The organism is Bacillus sp. OK048, assembly GCF_900103525.1.
GTDB lineage: Bacteria > Bacillota > Bacilli > Bacillales > Cytobacillaceae > Neobacillus.
Genome location: NZ_FNHN01000001.1, coordinates 147,244 through 163,732, shown reverse-complemented (window position 1 = coordinate 163,732; position 16,489 = coordinate 147,244). Strand labels below are relative to the sequence as shown.

Below are 16,489 nucleotides of genomic sequence, written 5' to 3'. Positions count from 1 at the left end.
GGAAAGTGCCATAGGGCGCTTTCCACTTTTGTTAAATTTCTACTTTAACGCGTTGATAGTGGCACTTTCGGTTCTTTCAATCCCAATGAAAAGGTGTTTCTTGGTAGACATAATAGTTTAGCCAGTTTGAAAAGAACAAGTGGCCATGGGAACGCCAGCGATTAATTGGTGGTTTGGTTGGATCATTGTTTGGAAAGTAATTTTCCGGAATATGAATTTGCTGCCCTCTGGTAATGTCCCGGTTGTATTCCTGGGCTAAGGAATCGGATTCGTATTCCAAATGTCCAGTGATCATCACGTGTTTTCGGTCCCGGGAAGCTACGAGCAGTGCTCCGGCATCCTCCGATGCGGCTAACAGCGTAAGCTCCGGATTCTCATGAATTTCAGCAATCGATACATCTGTATATCGAGAATGGGGAGCATAAAAATGATCATCGAACCCACGTAGTAATAAATTATTTTGCTCAAAGATCTGGTGTTCATAGACCCCTGAACATTTACGCGTCAATTCAAATTTATCGATCCCATAATGATAAAATAGTGCTGCCTGGGCTCCCCAGCAAATATGCAGAGTGGAAGTAACATTTGTTTTACTCCAGTCCATTATTTCGGTGAGTTCTTGCCAGTATTTTACCTGTTCAAACTCCATTAGTTCCACAGGGGCACCGGTAATAATCATCCCATCATATCTTTGATTTTTGACCTCTGGAAAGGTGATATAGAATTGTTCTAGATGCTGTTTGCTGGTGTTCGTGGATTCATAGGAATCCGTTTTTAAAAATTTTACATTTACTTGCAGCGGGCTGTTTCCCAAAAGCCTCAAGAGCTGCGTTTCAGCCTTTTCTTTTTCGGGCATTAAATTAAGGATAAGAATATTTAATGGCCGGATATCCTGTTGGATGGCCCGTTCGTCGTCCATGACAAAAATATTCTCATGTTCAAGGATTTCTCTTGCAGGCAGCAGCTTCGGAATGTTAATAGGCAAGGTGCACTCCCCCTTAATTTCTAATCTTGTTAAGTATATTTAAAAAATTCGCTCATTAACATTATAAACATTATATTTATTTCAGAAAAGGATAATGTTTCTAAAAAATAGTTCACGAAACAAATCAGTGATTTGATACAATAGAAGTGGTTTTTAATTCTATGTGAATGCGGGGGATCATTTTGCAAATGAAAACATCATATAAGTCCGACATTGAAATTGCACAAGAATCAACCATGAAGCCAATTGTCGAAATTGCCGAAACAATTGGATTATCAGAGGATGACCTCGAACTTTTTGGGAAATACAAAGCGAAAATTTCCTATGAGGCACTTGCTAATCTGGAAACAAAAGAAAATGGAAAAATCATACTCGTAACATCTATCAACCCGACGCCCGCTGGTGAAGGAAAATCAACGGTAACCGTTGGCCTTGGTGATGCTTTTAGAAGGATTGGAAAAAAAGCGATCATTGCGATGCGCGAACCTTCATTAGGCCCGACAATGGGAATAAAAGGCGGGGCAACCGGTGGCGGTTATTCACAGGTACTGCCGATGGAAGACATCAATTTGCATTTTACAGGGGACTTGCATGCGATTACGACAGCGAATAATGCCCTTGCAGCCCTGCTAGATAATCATCTACAACAAGGAAATGAGCTAAGAATCGACCAGCGCCGTATTGTATGGAAACGGGCACTTGATTTAAATGACCGTGCATTAAGAAAAGTCATTATTGGCCTCGGTGGACCTCTACAAGGCGTTCCGCGCGAGGATGGATTTGATATTACTGTTGCTTCCGAGATTATGGCAGTTCTCTGTTTGGCTTCAGATTTGCAGGATTTAAGGTTACGGTTAGCACGTATGGTTGTTGCCTATAATGACAAAAAAGAACCTATCACCGTTGGGGACCTTGGCGTTGAGGGGGCACTGACACTCTTGCTCAAAGATGCGATAAAACCAAATCTTGTGCAAACCATTGAACACACTCCTGCACTTGTGCATGGCGGGCCATTCGCAAATATCGCTCATGGCTGCAACAGCGTCATTGCCACTCGTGCTGCAGCAAAGCTAGCGGATTATGTTTTAACCGAAGGCGGCTTTGGTGCCGATTTAGGAGCAGAAAAGTTTTTACATATAAAAGCAAGAAGTGCTGGTATTAAACCAGAAGCAGTGGTAATTGTTGCCACCATCCGAGCATTAAAAATGCATGGTGGGGTAGAAAAATCCGATCTAGCAAAGGAAAATATTGCTTCATTAACATCGGGCTTTGCGAACCTCCAAAAACATATCGAGACGATCAAAAGCTTTGGATTACCAGTGGTTGTCGCGATAAACAAATTTATTAGCGATACGGAATTAGAGGTAAAAACCTTACTCGAGTGGTGTAACCGTAGGGGTGTAGCTGTTGCCTTAACAGAAGTCTGGGAAAAAGGCGGAGCAGGTGGAGTAGAGCTCGCGAAAACACTGCTATCTGTAATCGAAAAAGAAGAGAATAAGTTTCAGCCGTTATACGATTTATCTGATTCCATTGAAAAAAAGGTTCAGACGATTGTCCAAAAGGTCTATGGAGGAAAAGACGTAGAGTTTTCTCCAAAAGCGAAAAAGCAACTGATTGATTTTGAAAAATTTGGCTGGTCTAATTTGGCGGTTTGTATGGCAAAATCCCAGTATTCCTTGTCCGATGATCCAACGAAACTAGGGAGACCAACTGACTTTACTGTTACAGTCAGAGAGTTTAAACCATCAATTGGCGCAGGCTTTATCGTTGCATTAACCGGCGAGGTCATGACAATGCCAGGCTTACCGAAAAAGCCAGCAGCATTAAACATGGACGTAGACGAAAATGGTAAAGCAGTGGGACTGTTTTAAGGGATGAGGTGAGGATTTGTTTGATCCGACGGCGTTTGATAATATGAAAGTAGTTGTTGAAGGTGCGATTTATGATATAGATTTAGCAGGAAAAATCGTTATCATTGATCGAAATGACATTGTGAATTTGGCGAAAATGTCGCGAAGTTTTGATGTTTCCTTTACATTACCAGATGCACAAGTAACGGCTGTGATTGAAATCAGCTCAAATATCATCAATCTAGCAGCTGAGCTGTTACCGAATTCGCTGGCAGAAAATCAGTCTGGCTGCTATATCCAACTAAAATTTAATCATAATGGGATTACCGATGCTACCCACTTGAATAAAGTTGAACGAATTCTTTTAGAAATTTGGGGAGGGACGAGGAAAATTAGTCAGTCCGTCACCATTAATCACACTGAATCAGAGGTTTATAATGTTCATCTTATTGAATTAGATAGGCTTGTCCGTGAAGATCAAATTCTCGATCTCGTTGAATTAATTGATTCTATGGTTTTAACGCTTGAAAACATAGAAGACTACCTTAGTAAAATCAACCTCAACTAATAGAGAAAACCAGCTTTTATTGAGCTGGTTTTTTGTTATTTACAAGTAATCAATTTAAAGGTACGATTATTCTAACTAGATATTAGGACCTCATACCAATTTAAAGGGGAGATTACATTGGTTAAAACGGCATGGGTAACGGATAGTACCGCTTTTTTAGATGACGAATTAAAAAATCATCCTGATTTGTATACCATACCATTAACTATTTTATTAGATGGTGAGGAATTTGCTGACGGTATTGATTTAACTGCGGCACAGTTATTTGCCAAATTAAAGGAGCTTAAGTCACCACCTAAAACATCACAGCCTGCTGTTGGAGTTTTTCAAGAGTTATATGAAAAATTAGCACAGGATTATGACCAAGTGGTAGCAGTACTTTTATCAGGAAAACTTAGTGGCACCGTTTCCTCGAGCGAACAAGCTGCTAAACTTGTAGATATTCCAGTTATTACCTTTGATTCTCATATCCTGACTGCGCCAATGACAGCTTTATTAAAAAAGGGAATGGAACTTGTAGAAGCAGGAAATAGTCCAGAATCGGTAATCGACCAATTAGAATCACTAAAAACAACAAATGAGACGTATGTGCTAATTGGAAGCTTAGAGCAGCTTCATCGCAGTGGCAGAATGTCCGGTCTGCAGTTTTTTTTAGGCAGTATGCTAAACGTAAAGCCGATTATTTCGATAGAAGCAGGAGCCCTTAACACAAAGGAAAAGGTTAGAAGTGATAAAAAAGCGAAGGAAAAAATTCTAGAGTACTTTAAATCCTCCTACGAGGAGCATAAATTTAAAGAAGTCTATATTTTATATGGACTACACCTGGAGCATGCAAATGAGTGGAAAATGGAATTAGAACGCCAATATCCTGAGTTAAAAGTGATTTGCTGTCCATTGGGTGCTGTCATTGGTGTCCATGCTGGTGAAAACACACTTGGAATTAGCTGGCATAACGGATTGAAATAACTACCTGAAAGAGTTGATAACTCCGAATTTATTTCGGGGTTATTTTTTAATTCGTTTTTCATGATAAAATAGAACGGTGAAGGAAGGTGTTTCTAAATGAACAAACAAATTATCGAACAAACAGCGGAGTATGTCCGCAATGAATTAGGGGAAGACGCAACAGGGCATGATTGGTATCATGTTGATCGTGTCAGACGGACTGCCCTACATATTAATAATAAAGAACAAGCAGGTGACCCTTTTATCATAGAAATGGCAGCACTCCTGCATGATATTCCTGATGAAAAGTTAAATGAAAGTGCAGTAGCAGGGATGAAAAAGCTTTATTTATTTTTTCAAACTATCGATTTGCCTGCAGCGTCACAAAACGCGATTATTAAAATTATCGAAACAATTTCATATAAAGGTGGACGTAAAACGGAGCTAGATAGTATCGAGGCGAAGATTGTACAGGACGCTGATCGCTTAGATGCGATAGGAGCAATTGGGATTGCCAGGGCATTTGCCTATGGGGGTAAAAAAGGACAACCTATCTATGACCCCACTGTAAATGTACGAGAAGAAATGAGTTTAGAAGAATACAGAAAAGGTAAATCGACTAGCATTCATCATTTTTATGAAAAATTATTAAAGTTGAAAGACTTATTAAATACAGATACCGCAAAGGAAATGGCAGAGCGCCGTCAAGAAATGATGGAAGTATTTTTAGCACAATTTTATCTAGAATGGGATGGTCAAGAGGAATGAAAATGCTCACAATAGAAAATATTTCAAAAACATATGGAGAGAAACAGCTTTTTAACCATATATCGATTACCATCGGTGAAAAAGAGCGCGTTGGTTTAATTGGAATCAATGGAACGGGCAAATCCTCGTTATTAAAAATTATCGCTGGTTTGGACCAGCCCGATGATGGAAAAATAATCACAGGTAAAGATTACAGTATTGCGTTTCTTGATCAGCAACCAGAAATGGACCCTGCTAAAACCGTTCTCGAACAGGTTTATCATGGTGACGCACCGATTTTAAGACTAATGCGTGAATATGAAAAAACACTACTGTTGTTGAATTCAACTCCAAATGACACAAAGGTGCAAGAGGATTTATTTCAATTACAAAAGCAAATGGACGCTCTAAATGCTTGGGATGCAAGCACTAATGCAAAGTCGATTTTAATGAAATTAGGAATTGAAGATTTTACAAAGAGAATGGGTGAGCTTTCGGGCGGGCAAAAAAAGCGTGTAGCTTTAGCACAAGTTTTAATTGCAGAACCTGATTTACTCATTTTGGACGAACCAACGAACCATCTCGACTTTGACTCTGTTAAATGGCTCGAGGATTACTTAAGTAGGTACAGTGGCTCGATCCTGCTCGTAACCCATGATCGTTACTTTCTAGATCGGGTGGCAAACAGAATGTTCGAACTCGATGGCGGTAATCTCTACAGTTATAAAGGAAATTACGCAGCATTTTTAGAAGCAAAAGCCATTCGTGAGGAAAACGAGGCAGCCACCTTTGAAAAAAGACAGAATCTTTTTAGACGAGAGCTTGAGTGGATAAGACGCGGCGCCAAAGCACGGACAACAAAGCAAAAAGCACGGATCCAACGTTTCGATGAACTAGAAGATAAGCTTTCAGGCGGAAAGCCAACAGGTGAGAAGGTAGATATTTCGCTGAATGGCAGCCGACTCGGTAAACAGGTTTTTGAACTCAAGGATGCCTCAAAGCGATATGGGGAAAAGACAATCCTCAACGACTTTAATTTACTCGTAAAACCAGGTGATCGTCTTGGAATTATCGGAAGAAATGGAACAGGAAAGTCAACGCTGTTGAATGTTCTAGCTAAAAAGCTGCCGCTTGATGAAGGTGAATTTGTCATGGGACAAACGGTGAAAGTCGCTTATTATACACAGGAAAACGAAGACATGGATGAGAACAAGCGGATGATTGAGTATATTAAAGAAACCGCAGAAGTGATTGAGACTTCCGATGGAAAAACGCTTTCCGCTGCTCTTATGCTTGAACGTTTTCTTTTCCCGCCATTTTCGCATGGAACGCCAATCCGGAAGTTATCAGGTGGGGAAAAACGCCGTTTATACTTGCTAAAGTTACTTATGACAGCACCAAACGTGCTATTGCTCGATGAACCGACAAATGATCTGGATACGCAAACATTGACGGTCCTTGAAGATTATCTAGAGGATTTCCCTGGAGTTGTCATCACCGTCTCCCATGATCGCTACTTCCTTGATAAAGTCGTCGACCAGCTCCTTGTTTTGCGAGGAAAAGGTTATATTGATTCTTTTTATGGAAATTACAGTGAATACCTTGAAAAGGAAACCGCAACTGAGGCTGTGAAAAAACCGGTAACATCAACTGCTACACAAACGAAAGCTCCTGAAAAGGAAAAAAAGAAAAGAATGACCTACAAGGAGAAAAAAGAGTGGGAAGAAATTGACGATGTGATTGAGAAAACCGAAGCTCGACTCGAAGAGGTTTCAAAAGAAATAGGAAACACAGGCAGCGACTTCACAAAAGCGCAGGAATTAATGAAAGAAGAAACAGAATTAAACCAAAAGCTCGAGTATTTAATCGAAAGATGGGAATATCTAGCTGAAATAGCAGAAAGTGAGTAAAAAGTGCGTCAATTGACGTGCTTTTTTTACGATTTTTAGGCTACGCGAAATTATTTCACGATAAGGTAATATGGACGCTTTTTTCGAAATTTATCTATAGAAAATGTCGATGATTGTCAACCAAATAAATAGACAAATTGAATTTATCTTATCATTTCATTTGTTTATAATGTTTAAGGCCAATGGATATGTAATGTTTATAAGCCATATAATATAAGGTTTTTTTTCAAGGGGATTCATTTTTTATTTTAAGGCTGTGTTAAACTTGATTGTTGATTTGAGCTCCAGGCACTTCGCTTTCCGCGGGCGGTCGGTGAGCCTCCTCGCCGCTGCACGACTGCGGGGTCTCACCCTGACCTGCTAGTCCCGCAGGAGTCTCGTGCCTTCCGCTCAAATCAACAGGTAATAAAATCAACAGTATCATTTTACACAGCTTATTTTAAAAACAGAGCAGTTAACAAAAAAATCATAAGTTTTTGACCATTTTATGAACGATAGTCAAACGGAAACTATTAACGTATTCAATAATAAATTAATTAGGTGATGAAAATGAAAAACATGGACTCCTCTACCGGTTGGGATCAATTATCTAGATATAAAAAGGTTGGAATGATGTCTTTATTTGGATTTATCGCATTCTTCCTATTGATTTATCTAGGTCAAGGTGGAGCTCGAGACACCATTAACCAGGCCATTATTTATTTGAAAGATGCAAATGTGGAAGGTTTCAAGGAGTATCTGCTCTCTTTTGGTTCACTTGCTGCCGTTATATCAGGACTAATGATGGTCTTTCAATCTATCATTGCACCACTTCCTGCATTCGTTATTACATTTGCAAATGGATTATTATTTGGATGGGGTTTAGGTGCGATTCTTTCATGGAGCAGTGCTATGGTGGGAGCAATTCTATGTTTCTATCTAGCCAAATTCTTGGGCAGACCTGTAGTTGAAAAAATGGTTACAAAAAAAGCGTTGACTTGGTGGGATCAATTCTTTGATAAGTACGGGAAACACGCCGTTTTTATTGCCAGACTAGTACCAATTGTTTCTTTTGATTTAGTTAGTTATGCGGCTGGTGTTACGTCCATTTCTTTCTGGCAGTTCTTCTGGGCTACTGGCCTTGGACAATTACCTGCAACGATTCTTTATTCTTATCTCGGTCAAAATGCAACCAGTACGGTTCAAATTTTGTTCTTCCTATTTACGATCGTGATCGCGCTCGCAGTGATTGGGTTGATTCTTCGTCCAAAATTACAGGGATGGAGGAAAGCAAAACATAGAGTAAAAGGTTAATAGTGGAAAATAACGGAAAATACTAGTTGGCGCATTGAAAAGAAAAAACGACCAGAAAGGCGCCTCATTTAGTAAGTTTTTTGGTTGATGGAAAGGGGGAGGAAGGTTTGAAATTATCAGGAAATCGTTTAATAGAATCGATTGTTAGCCAACGGGCGAGGCATATGGTGCATTCCATACAAGGTGATATTCCGCTGGAACCCTTCACCAAACCAACCCAGGAAGCGATTTTTGCATTGGTAACCACGGCGGGTGTCCATTTGAAAACACAGCCTGTTTTTGATGTAGAGGCGGGAGATCCTTCTGTCCGATTCATCCCTTCAGAAACAGAGGAAGCGGAATTGATGATCAGTCATACCCATTTTGATCGAAGTGATGCTGACGTTGATATTAACTGTGTTTTTCCTCTTTTTCGACTCAATGAACTTGCTCGGGATGGGGTGATTGGTGGAGTTGCTCCGACACATTATGGAGTAATGGGATATATACCAGACACCAAGCCTTTACTAGCAGACACGATTCCATTAATTTTAAAACAGTTAAAGGACGAGAAAGTAGACGCAGTTATTCTAAACCCCGGCTGATATATATGTCATCAATCCGTGGGATTGATTCAATATGCTATTGAAAAGGCAGGGATACCAACGATCTCGATTTCACATTTAGCGGAATTAACCCTGAAGGTGAGGGTACCGCGATCCTTGCACTTACGATTCCCTTTAGGTAGAAGCTTTGGAAAAGCAGGGGAGATCGATGTACAAAGACAAATTCTCCTTGATGCGATTCGTTATTTAAAAGAAATTGAAGTCCCAGAAACAATGGTAAAACTTCCATATAAGTGGAAAGGAAAGAAGAGGAAATGAAAAAAATGCAAAAAGTCCTCTGGCACTGCCGTTGGCTATTACTAGTTGGAATGATGATCTATTCTCTTTACTGCATTAAGGTATCTTTTGAATTATCATCATTTATTTTTGTATATAGTTTTGGCTTAGCTTTATACTTATTTTTAGGATTATGGGAAAAATACTTTACCTGTAAAGCGAACTGCAGGTTATAGAAAGGGATATTTATGAGAAAGTCACGCTTAATTAACAGCATTATGTTGGTGCTTATATTAATTTTAACAGGATGCACATCAGGTAATAAAGAGGAAACAAAACCTATTGAAAAAAATACATTAACAAGTGATTGGAAAGATATTGAAGCCAACGCACGTGGCACTAAGGTGAACTTTTACCTTTGGGGCGGAGATGAAGGGATTAATCGCTATATAGATGAGTGGGTTGCTCCAAGATTGAAAGAACAGTTTGGTGTTGAGTTAAAACGGTATCCAATGGATGCAACTGAATTTATTAATAAGTTAATGACCGAAAAAAAAGCAAATAAAACATCTGGAGAAATGGATGTCTTATGGGTAAATGGTGAAAACTTTAAAACAGCGAAGCAACAGGAGCTTCTTCTAGGACCTTTTACTGAGAAATTACCTAACTTTCAACAGTTTGTTGACACTGAAAGTGATGATATAAAATACGATTTTGGATTTCCAATTGAGGGTTACGAGGCTCCTTGGGGAAAAGTGCAATTTGTGTTTGCATACGATTCCAGCAAAATTGCCAACCCGCCTAGGTCAATCGACGAATTACAGGAATGGGTGAGGGGCAATCCAGGGAAATTTACATATCCAGCCCCACCTGACTTTACAGGAAGTGCTTTTGTTCGTCATGTCCTCCATGAGAAAAGTGAAAATTATAGTGCCTATTTGAATGACTTTGATAAATCATTAATCGAAAGTGAAAGTAAACAAGTTTGGAACGTTTTAAATGATATGAAGCCATTTTTATGGCGGGAAGGGAAATCTTATCCCCAGTCCATTTCACAGCTAGAGCAGTTATATAAAAATGGTGAAGTGTGGATGACGATGGGTTATGATGAAGCAAATGCCTCAAACCTAATCAAAAGTGGTGAATTTCCTGAAACGACGAAAACCTTTATCTTAGATAAAGGAACACTTGCCAATACTCACTTTCTTGCAATACCCTATAATGCTCCTAATGCAAATGGTGCATTAGTTTTAATTAATTATCTTCTTTCCCCCGAGGCTCAATTGAAAAAAATGGACCTGGAGTATTGGGGGGAAATGATGTCGCTGTCCGTTGACAAATTATCTGATGAAGATAAAAAAGTAATGGAATCCATTGACAGGGGACGAGCAACACTATCACAGGAAGAATTGTCCAGTCATCGAGCACCAGAGATTGGCGCAGATTACGTCCAATGGCTAGAACGAGGATGGATTGAAAATGTGGCAAAGAAATAAATTTACATTCCAAATGAATAGACAAAAAGGGCTGTTGGGTATTCTACCAGCCTTTTTGTGTATGCTGTTCTTTTTTGTGGGCGGGTCTATCCATTCTATCTATCTAAGTTTGGTAAGCGTGCATCAAATTTCAACGTTAATGGAAAATGAGACCCTTTGGGCATATAAAGAGTTAATGAATCCTTCATTTTTGAGCTCAGTGGGGGTAACAGTTGGAATTGCAGCGGTTATAGCCTTAGTATCTGGGATGATAGGATTACTTGCAGCCGTATTTTTAGCCGTGCAAAGCAGTAAATGGAAATGGATACAAATCATTTTTCAACTTCCAATTGGAATCCCTCATTTATTAGCAGCTTACCTCCTAATGCAGGTGTTTTCTCAAAGTGGTTGGTATTCGCGAATTGCCTACCGTTTAGGGTGGATTAACAATTTTGAATCGTTCCCAGTCCTTATTCATGATGAGTGGGGTATTGGAGTCATTTTAGCCTATATGTGGAAGGAAGTTCCATTCCTTGTTTTACTCATGTATCCTTTTATTGTTAAACTCATCTCGGATTGGAGAGATCAAGCGAAAGCGCTGGGCTCGACATTTTCACAAACCGTGCGGTGGGTGATCATCCCGATACTACTTCCAATCTGGGTTGGCGGGATGTGGGTGGTATTTGCATTTGCTTTAGGAGCTTATGAGATTCCCGCTCTATTGGCGAGCACATCCTTTGGTTTCATACCTGTTGAAGCTTTTCATGAATATTCTCAGTTTGGATTAGATCGTCAGCCGATTGCGATTGCGATGAATGTTGTTATAGCTGGAATAGCCCTTTTGATAGGCAGTTTATTAATTTATATGCAAATGGATTGGTATAAACGAGGGAAAAGAGTATGGTAAAAAAGACCTTTAATATAGTGCTAGTAGGAATCCTTGCTTTGTTTATCTGTCTCCCGTTTATACCTCTAGCCATTTGGAGCTTTACGAAGTATTGGCCGTGGCCAATGCTCGTTCCTGATAAATGGAGCATAGATTCATGGGAATACCTTTTTTCTTTTTCTGGTAGAGCATATGAGGGAATGCTTAATAGTTTCATTGTGGCTGGCTTAACTTTGTTTGGAAACATTGTTCTAGGAATTCCAGCTGCAAGGGGTTTAGCACAGAATGAATTCAAGGGTAAGAATATTGTATTTGCCGTACTGCTTGCTCCACTATTTATACCCTACACCCTTTCAATCATTGGAATGCACGATGTTGCCTTGCAATTTGATTTTTTAAATGATTACGTTGGTGTGGCCCTTGCCCATATTCTGGTAACCTTACCTTACTTTATTGCATCGATCTGGTTTCAGTATCGATTAATGGGAACAAAATTAGGTGAAGCTGCATTTGTATTAGGTGCAAACGAATGGAAAATATTTTTGTGGATTGAGTTTCCACTACTTATTCCATCGATATTATTGGGAAGCCTATTGGTACTTATCATTTCTTTTAGCCAGTATTTACCCACATGGATTATGAGTGGGGGTACCTTGCTGACACTCCCTCTTGTAATATTTCCTTATGCAAGTAGTGGAAACTCGTCAATTGTCTCGGCATATAGTCTTTTGTTTTTTGCCCCAATAATTATTTTATTACTAATCTATTTTGTCCTGTTACGAATAAATAACAAAAATAGATTTTTACAATAGAGGGAGGTGAGGGTAAATGCAGTTAGAGAATGTAACTATTACGATAAATCAAGCCAGGATTATTAACTCTTTAAATTTATCGATAAATCCTGGTGAAATCTTCGTATTAATGGGACCGTCTGGTAGTGGAAAAACAACTATATTAAAAAGTATTGCTGGTTTACTACCATTTTCATCGGGAAGGATTTCTTGGGCGAAGGGAACAGGAACAACCGGGCTGGTATTTCAAGAACCAAGACTTTTTCCTCATCTCACCGTTTTAGAAAATATCGCTTTTGGCTTAAAAGTGAAAGGAATTTCAGCAAAGGAACGAAAAATTCAAGCGAGAAATTTTCTAAAAAGCCTGCAGCTTGAAAATTTAGAGAATCGCTATCCGCATCAGTTATCAGGTGGGCAGCAGCAACGGGTTTCATTAGGAAGAGCGCTCATTTTAAACCCTGATCTTCTTCTTTTAGATGAACCATTTGCTTCCTTGGATACTACGCTTAGAGAAGACTTGATTTCATGGTTATATGCTCTACAAAGGAACCTCGGGTTTTCGATTTTATGGGTAACACATTATATTGATGAAGCTTTATCGATTGCCGACCGCATTGGGGTTATTTTTGAAGGGAGGCTGCAGCAAATTGGCAAACCAGCGGAGATTTTTCAACAGCCTTCCTCTGAAAAAATTGCCCATTTCTTGTCGTTACCGAATCGATTTTCAAAGGAACAATGGGAAAGTTGGTTTCAAAGTGACTTGGCAATACCTTCAGCCTTAAACAGGGGTTGGATAGATTCTAATCATTTGCAAATTATTGATGAAGAATCGGAACACACAAGTAAAGGGATATATTGCATCATCTCTGGGGTGATTACAAAAGTGAATCCAAATAGAGAAGGTTTTACGTTAACCGTTGAATCAAACTCTGAAACACTTGAGGTAAGGACCCTCGGGTGGAAAAAGGTGCCAGTCTTAAAGGATAATATAAAAATTAAGTTACTGCTTGAACAGATATATTGGTATACTGAGTAATTTGGAACCTAATACCCTCGGGAGGGAGTAATCATATGCTTGATACACATGGACGTGCTGCCGTACAACCTATCATTTCTAAAACAGCACATTTCTTATTAAAAAGGGGACTAAATGCTAATCATGTCACCTACATTGCTTTTTTTGTCGGGATTACTGCAAGTATCTATATCTTTTTAGGACAACCTGTTGTGGGTGTCGTCCTCCTTTGGATTTCAGGATTTCTTGATGCCGTTGATGGCAGTATGGCAAGGCAAGGTGGATCTTCTTCTTCTTGGGGGACGATACTTGATGTAACCTTTGACCGTGTCGTTGAGATAGGTATACTTATAGCTTTGGCAATGCGCCACCCGGAACCAACTATATTATTCTTATTACTTCTACTAGCTGTATCAATTATTTTTACGATGACAATCTTTCTAACAGTGGGTGCGCTTGCAGAAAAAGAGAGTTATAAATCATTTTATTATCAGCCGGGTTTGGCCGAAAGAACAGAAGGGTTTATATTATTTTCTTTAATGGTTCTCTTTCAAGGGAATTTAGCTTTCTGGACGATTGTTTTTATTGCTGTTGAAATTATCACTGGCCTGCAGCGTTTACTTGAAGCACGTAAAATCCTAAAATCATAAAGAAAGAGCATCTGTCGTGTATCTACTATGTTCTTATGGTAAACTTATTTGTGATATATAAAAGAATTAGGTGATCTTGTTGAAAATAAAGACAATCGAACCAACCCCAAGTCCAAATACAATGAAAATTATCTTAAATCAAGAACTTCCAATGGGGAAAAGCCATAATTATAAACTAGATACAGCGGCAACGGCACCAGCTATTATCCAAAGTATTCTTCTAATTGAGGGGATAAAAGGTGTTTATCATGTGGCCGATTTTCTTGCAGTTGAAAGAAATGCGAAATTCGACTGGAAGGATTTATTACCACAAGTACGCCAGGCGTTTGGCGAAACAACCGCACAATTAACGGAATCCGAAAATAAAGTAGACGAACATTTTGGTGAAATCAAAGTGGAAGTCCAAATGTTTAAGGATATTCCGCTTCAGGTAAAACTGACAGATGGTACCACTGAACGAAGGTTTGGCATGCCAGAATCCTTTTTACAAGCAAGAGAACGTGCCCAACTGCCAGACGAAAATTATATTTTGCTCCGTAGATGGGATCAACTAGGCGTGAGATACGGGGAATTTGAAGAAATCGGTCAGCAGGTAGTGGAAGAACTAATTGCTGCATATCCAACAGAGCGCCTAGAAGAACTCGTTTCGAAAGCACAAACGATAGAAACGAAGCAAATGCCAACACGAGAACGCAAAAAGGTTACCCTGGAATCTTTAGCCAATCCTGACTGGCAGGTTCGTTATCAGCTGCTTGAACAAATGGATGATCCGGACCTAGTGGATTTACCTGTTTTAGAAAAAGCATTAAAAGACGAAAAGCCATCCATCCGCAGGCTTGCAACTGTCTATCTTGGAATGATCAAGGATCATGCAGTATTACCTCTCCTATATAAAGCATTAAAAGATAAGACTGTTACCGTTCGCAGGACTGCAGGAGATTGTTTATCTGATCTCGGATTCGCTGATGCAAGTGAAGAGATGACGAAAGCACTAAAAGACCCAAGTAAATTAGTTCGTTGGCGGGCGGCGATGTTTTTGTATGAAGTGGGTGATGAAACATCATTGCCAGCATTAAAAGCAGCCGAAAATGACCCGGAATTTGAGGTCAGCATGCAAATCAGAATGGCAATTGAAAGAATTGAAGGCGGAGAAGCAGCAAAAGGTTCAGTCTGGAAACAAATGACGGAAGCTCGAAAAGCAGACAACTAAATTGCACATAGCAAAATAGATATAGTACACTGCTAATATAGAAAGTGAGGTTTTTATTATGTCAATGGCATACGAAGAATACATGAAACAAATGGTTTTACCGATGCGTGAGGAATTAACAAGAACTGGGTTCCAAGAACTCACAACATCTGAAGAAGTTGAAAACTATATGGAGAATGCAAGTGGAACAACATTAGTAGTAGTAAACTCTGTTTGTGGATGTGCGGCTGGACTTGCACGCCCTGCGGCAACACAAGCTGTGCTGACAAGCGAGAAAAAACCAGAACATCTTGTAACTGTTTTTGCTGGGCAGGATAAAGACGCTACCGCGAAAATGCGCGAGTATTTTGATGGTATTGAGCCATCATCCCCATCAATGGCATTATTAAAAGGCAATAAAGTGGTTCATTTCATTCCTCGTCATGATATCGAAGGAATGCCAATGGAAAACATTATGGAAAATTTAAAAGCTGCATTCGAAACCAATTGCTAAAAGGATGTCAATCGACATTCTTTTTTTTTGAATTTTTATAAAAGTCATGATTGTTAACAGAAATGATTTTCCATTTTGCCTAAAAAAGAAGTATAATAAGTAGTAACAGCCAAAAATTAGTGAAAAAATTAGCTGAATTCTTCAAGGCGCAGAGGGGAAAATATATGAATAAATGGATTCGTAAATCTGCGGTCGTCCTGATCTCAGTTTTAACCTTTGGATTAATTACACCAACACAATTAATAACGAATGTAAATGCAGAGAACCCTAGTGAGAGAGATACGGTTGAGGGAGCACGATTAGGTAGTTATGGTCAAGAGGCCAGCTACTTTAATGAAGCAGAAGTTGATAAAGATAAATTTATCGAAGACCTAGTAAAACAAGCAGAGATGCAGTCCTATCAAAAATTCGGTACGAGGATTAAACCTGTAATTGAAAATGAGTTCCGAGAAATCGTCATGCCAAATATTGAAAAAGCCCTGCAGGAAATTGCGAACCAGTTTCCGACGGAGGATTTATTAAACTTGGCGATTACTGAGTCACCAGGCAAAGGTCAATCAGAAAAGATTTTTAATATCAAAAACAATAATACAAATACGGATGTTCTTCGTTTTCATGTTAGAAGGGATAATCCGCCACAAGCAGGATACTGGTTTAACTTTCATTACCATACCTATCATGACGGTTTCCAAAGTCACCATGAACTTGGTTCCATTTATTGGGATAAGAATACACCGCCAAAATGGATGAGTTAATGATTTGCTATAGTAACAAAAAAAGTTTTATTATATTTTTGAAACCTTTCTTAGAGGAACTCGTATAAAAACTATTACCAAAATGGAGGAATGAA

General features: G+C 39.2%; 16 protein-coding genes. 15 read left to right on the top strand and 1 reads right to left on the bottom strand.

Annotated features, from left to right (window positions below):
- Positions 1 to 76: 76 nt before the first annotated feature.
- Positions 77 to 985 carry a homoserine O-acetyltransferase MetA gene (gene metA, locus BLR86_RS00865; RefSeq protein WP_090757770.1) on the bottom strand — a complete coding sequence of 303 codons (909 nt, stop codon included), beginning with the start codon at positions 983 to 985 and terminating at the stop codon, positions 77 to 79.
- A 188-nt stretch (positions 986 to 1,173) separates the two neighbouring features.
- On the opposite strand from metA, the gene BLR86_RS00860 reads away from it, so the two are divergent.
- From BLR86_RS00860 to BLR86_RS00785, 15 genes are all read left to right on the top strand, one after another.
- Positions 1,174 to 2,856: a formate--tetrahydrofolate ligase gene (locus tag BLR86_RS00860; protein WP_090757769.1), complete on the top strand. Its 1,683-nt coding sequence runs from the start codon at positions 1,174 to 1,176 to the stop codon at positions 2,854 to 2,856.
- Between the two features lie 16 nt (positions 2,857 to 2,872).
- Entirely contained in the window at positions 2,873 to 3,403 is a 531-nt protein-coding gene (locus BLR86_RS00855) for a hypothetical protein (protein ID WP_090757768.1), read from the top strand.
- Between the two features lie 117 nt (positions 3,404 to 3,520).
- Positions 3,521 to 4,369, top strand: a complete 849-nt coding sequence (locus BLR86_RS00850) for a DegV family protein (RefSeq protein WP_090757767.1) — start codon at positions 3,521 to 3,523, stop codon at positions 4,367 to 4,369.
- 96 nt (positions 4,370 to 4,465) lie between these two features.
- The gene (locus BLR86_RS00845; RefSeq protein WP_090757766.1) at positions 4,466 to 5,116 is read left to right on the top strand and encodes an HD domain-containing protein; all 651 of its coding nucleotides are present in this window, start codon (positions 4,466 to 4,468) and stop codon (positions 5,114 to 5,116) included.
- Positions 5,113 to 7,005 (top strand): ABC-F family ATP-binding cassette domain-containing protein, encoded by a 1,893-nt coding sequence (locus BLR86_RS00840; protein WP_090757765.1) that lies wholly within the window; start codon positions 5,113 to 5,115, stop codon positions 7,003 to 7,005. Before BLR86_RS00845 ends, BLR86_RS00840 begins: the two co-directional genes overlap by 4 nt.
- 549 nt (positions 7,006 to 7,554) lie before the next feature.
- Positions 7,555 to 8,298: a TVP38/TMEM64 family protein gene (locus tag BLR86_RS00835; RefSeq protein WP_254782190.1), complete on the top strand. Its 744-nt coding sequence runs from the start codon at positions 7,555 to 7,557 to the stop codon at positions 8,296 to 8,298.
- Between the two features lie 107 nt (positions 8,299 to 8,405).
- The gene (locus BLR86_RS26550) at positions 8,406 to 9,161 is read left to right on the top strand and encodes a glycine/sarcosine/betaine reductase selenoprotein B family protein (protein ID WP_254782189.1); all 756 of its coding nucleotides are present in this window, start codon (positions 8,406 to 8,408) and stop codon (positions 9,159 to 9,161) included.
- Positions 9,162 to 9,367: 206 nt separating this feature from the next.
- On the top strand, positions 9,368 to 10,615 hold the full coding sequence (locus BLR86_RS00820) for an ABC transporter substrate-binding protein (RefSeq protein WP_090757761.1): 1,248 nt from the start codon (positions 9,368 to 9,370) through the stop codon (positions 10,613 to 10,615).
- Positions 10,599 to 11,501, top strand: a complete 903-nt coding sequence (locus tag BLR86_RS00815) for an ABC transporter permease (protein WP_090757760.1) — start codon at positions 10,599 to 10,601, stop codon at positions 11,499 to 11,501. The genes BLR86_RS00820 and BLR86_RS00815 overlap by 17 nt, the downstream gene beginning before the upstream one ends.
- A complete protein-coding gene (locus tag BLR86_RS00810) occupies positions 11,495 to 12,292 on the top strand; it encodes an ABC transporter permease (RefSeq protein ID WP_090757759.1) in 798 nt (265 codons plus the stop codon). Before BLR86_RS00815 ends, BLR86_RS00810 begins: the two co-directional genes overlap by 7 nt.
- Positions 12,293 to 12,308: 16 nt before the next feature.
- Positions 12,309 to 13,307: an ABC transporter ATP-binding protein gene (locus BLR86_RS00805; protein WP_090757758.1), complete on the top strand. Its 999-nt coding sequence runs from the start codon at positions 12,309 to 12,311 to the stop codon at positions 13,305 to 13,307.
- A 35-nt stretch (positions 13,308 to 13,342) separates the two neighbouring features.
- Positions 13,343 to 13,936, top strand: coding sequence for a CDP-alcohol phosphatidyltransferase family protein (locus BLR86_RS00800; RefSeq protein ID WP_090757757.1), 594 nt, complete (start codon positions 13,343 to 13,345; stop codon positions 13,934 to 13,936).
- Between the two features lie 79 nt (positions 13,937 to 14,015).
- Complete coding sequence (locus tag BLR86_RS00795) at positions 14,016 to 15,146, top strand: conserved virulence factor C family protein (protein WP_090757756.1); 1,131 nt, start codon at positions 14,016 to 14,018, stop codon at positions 15,144 to 15,146.
- A 58-nt stretch (positions 15,147 to 15,204) separates the two neighbouring features.
- Positions 15,205 to 15,639, top strand: coding sequence for a BrxA/BrxB family bacilliredoxin (locus tag BLR86_RS00790; protein WP_090757755.1), 435 nt, complete (start codon positions 15,205 to 15,207; stop codon positions 15,637 to 15,639).
- 164 nt (positions 15,640 to 15,803) lie between these two features.
- Positions 15,804 to 16,394: a YpjP family protein gene (locus tag BLR86_RS00785; RefSeq protein ID WP_090757754.1), complete on the top strand. Its 591-nt coding sequence runs from the start codon at positions 15,804 to 15,806 to the stop codon at positions 16,392 to 16,394.
- Positions 16,395 to 16,489: the final 95 nt, after the last annotated feature.

What these genes read in the sequence shown, in the direction of transcription:
- BLR86_RS00860 (WP_090757769.1), top strand. Translation starts at nt 1,174, where the DNA reads ATGAAAACATCATATAAGTCCGACATTGAAATTGCACAAGAATCAACC.
- BLR86_RS00845 (WP_090757766.1), top strand. Translation starts at nt 4,466, where the DNA reads ATGAACAAACAAATTATCGAACAAACAGCGGAGTATGTCCGCAATGAA.
- BLR86_RS00840 (WP_090757765.1), top strand. Translation starts at nt 5,113, where the DNA reads ATGAAAATGCTCACAATAGAAAATATTTCAAAAACATATGGAGAGAAA.
- BLR86_RS00835 (WP_254782190.1), top strand. Translation starts at nt 7,555, where the DNA reads ATGAAAAACATGGACTCCTCTACCGGTTGGGATCAATTATCTAGATAT.
- BLR86_RS00820 (WP_090757761.1), top strand. Translation starts at nt 9,368, where the DNA reads ATGAGAAAGTCACGCTTAATTAACAGCATTATGTTGGTGCTTATATTA.
- BLR86_RS00815 (WP_090757760.1), top strand. Translation starts at nt 10,599, where the DNA reads ATGTGGCAAAGAAATAAATTTACATTCCAAATGAATAGACAAAAAGGG.
- BLR86_RS00810 (WP_090757759.1), top strand. Translation starts at nt 11,495, where the DNA reads ATGGTAAAAAAGACCTTTAATATAGTGCTAGTAGGAATCCTTGCTTTG.
- BLR86_RS00805 (WP_090757758.1), top strand. Translation starts at nt 12,309, where the DNA reads ATGCAGTTAGAGAATGTAACTATTACGATAAATCAAGCCAGGATTATT.
- BLR86_RS00800 (WP_090757757.1), top strand. Translation starts at nt 13,343, where the DNA reads ATGCTTGATACACATGGACGTGCTGCCGTACAACCTATCATTTCTAAA.
- BLR86_RS00790 (WP_090757755.1), top strand. Translation starts at nt 15,205, where the DNA reads ATGTCAATGGCATACGAAGAATACATGAAACAAATGGTTTTACCGATG.
- BLR86_RS00785 (WP_090757754.1), top strand. Translation starts at nt 15,804, where the DNA reads ATGAATAAATGGATTCGTAAATCTGCGGTCGTCCTGATCTCAGTTTTA.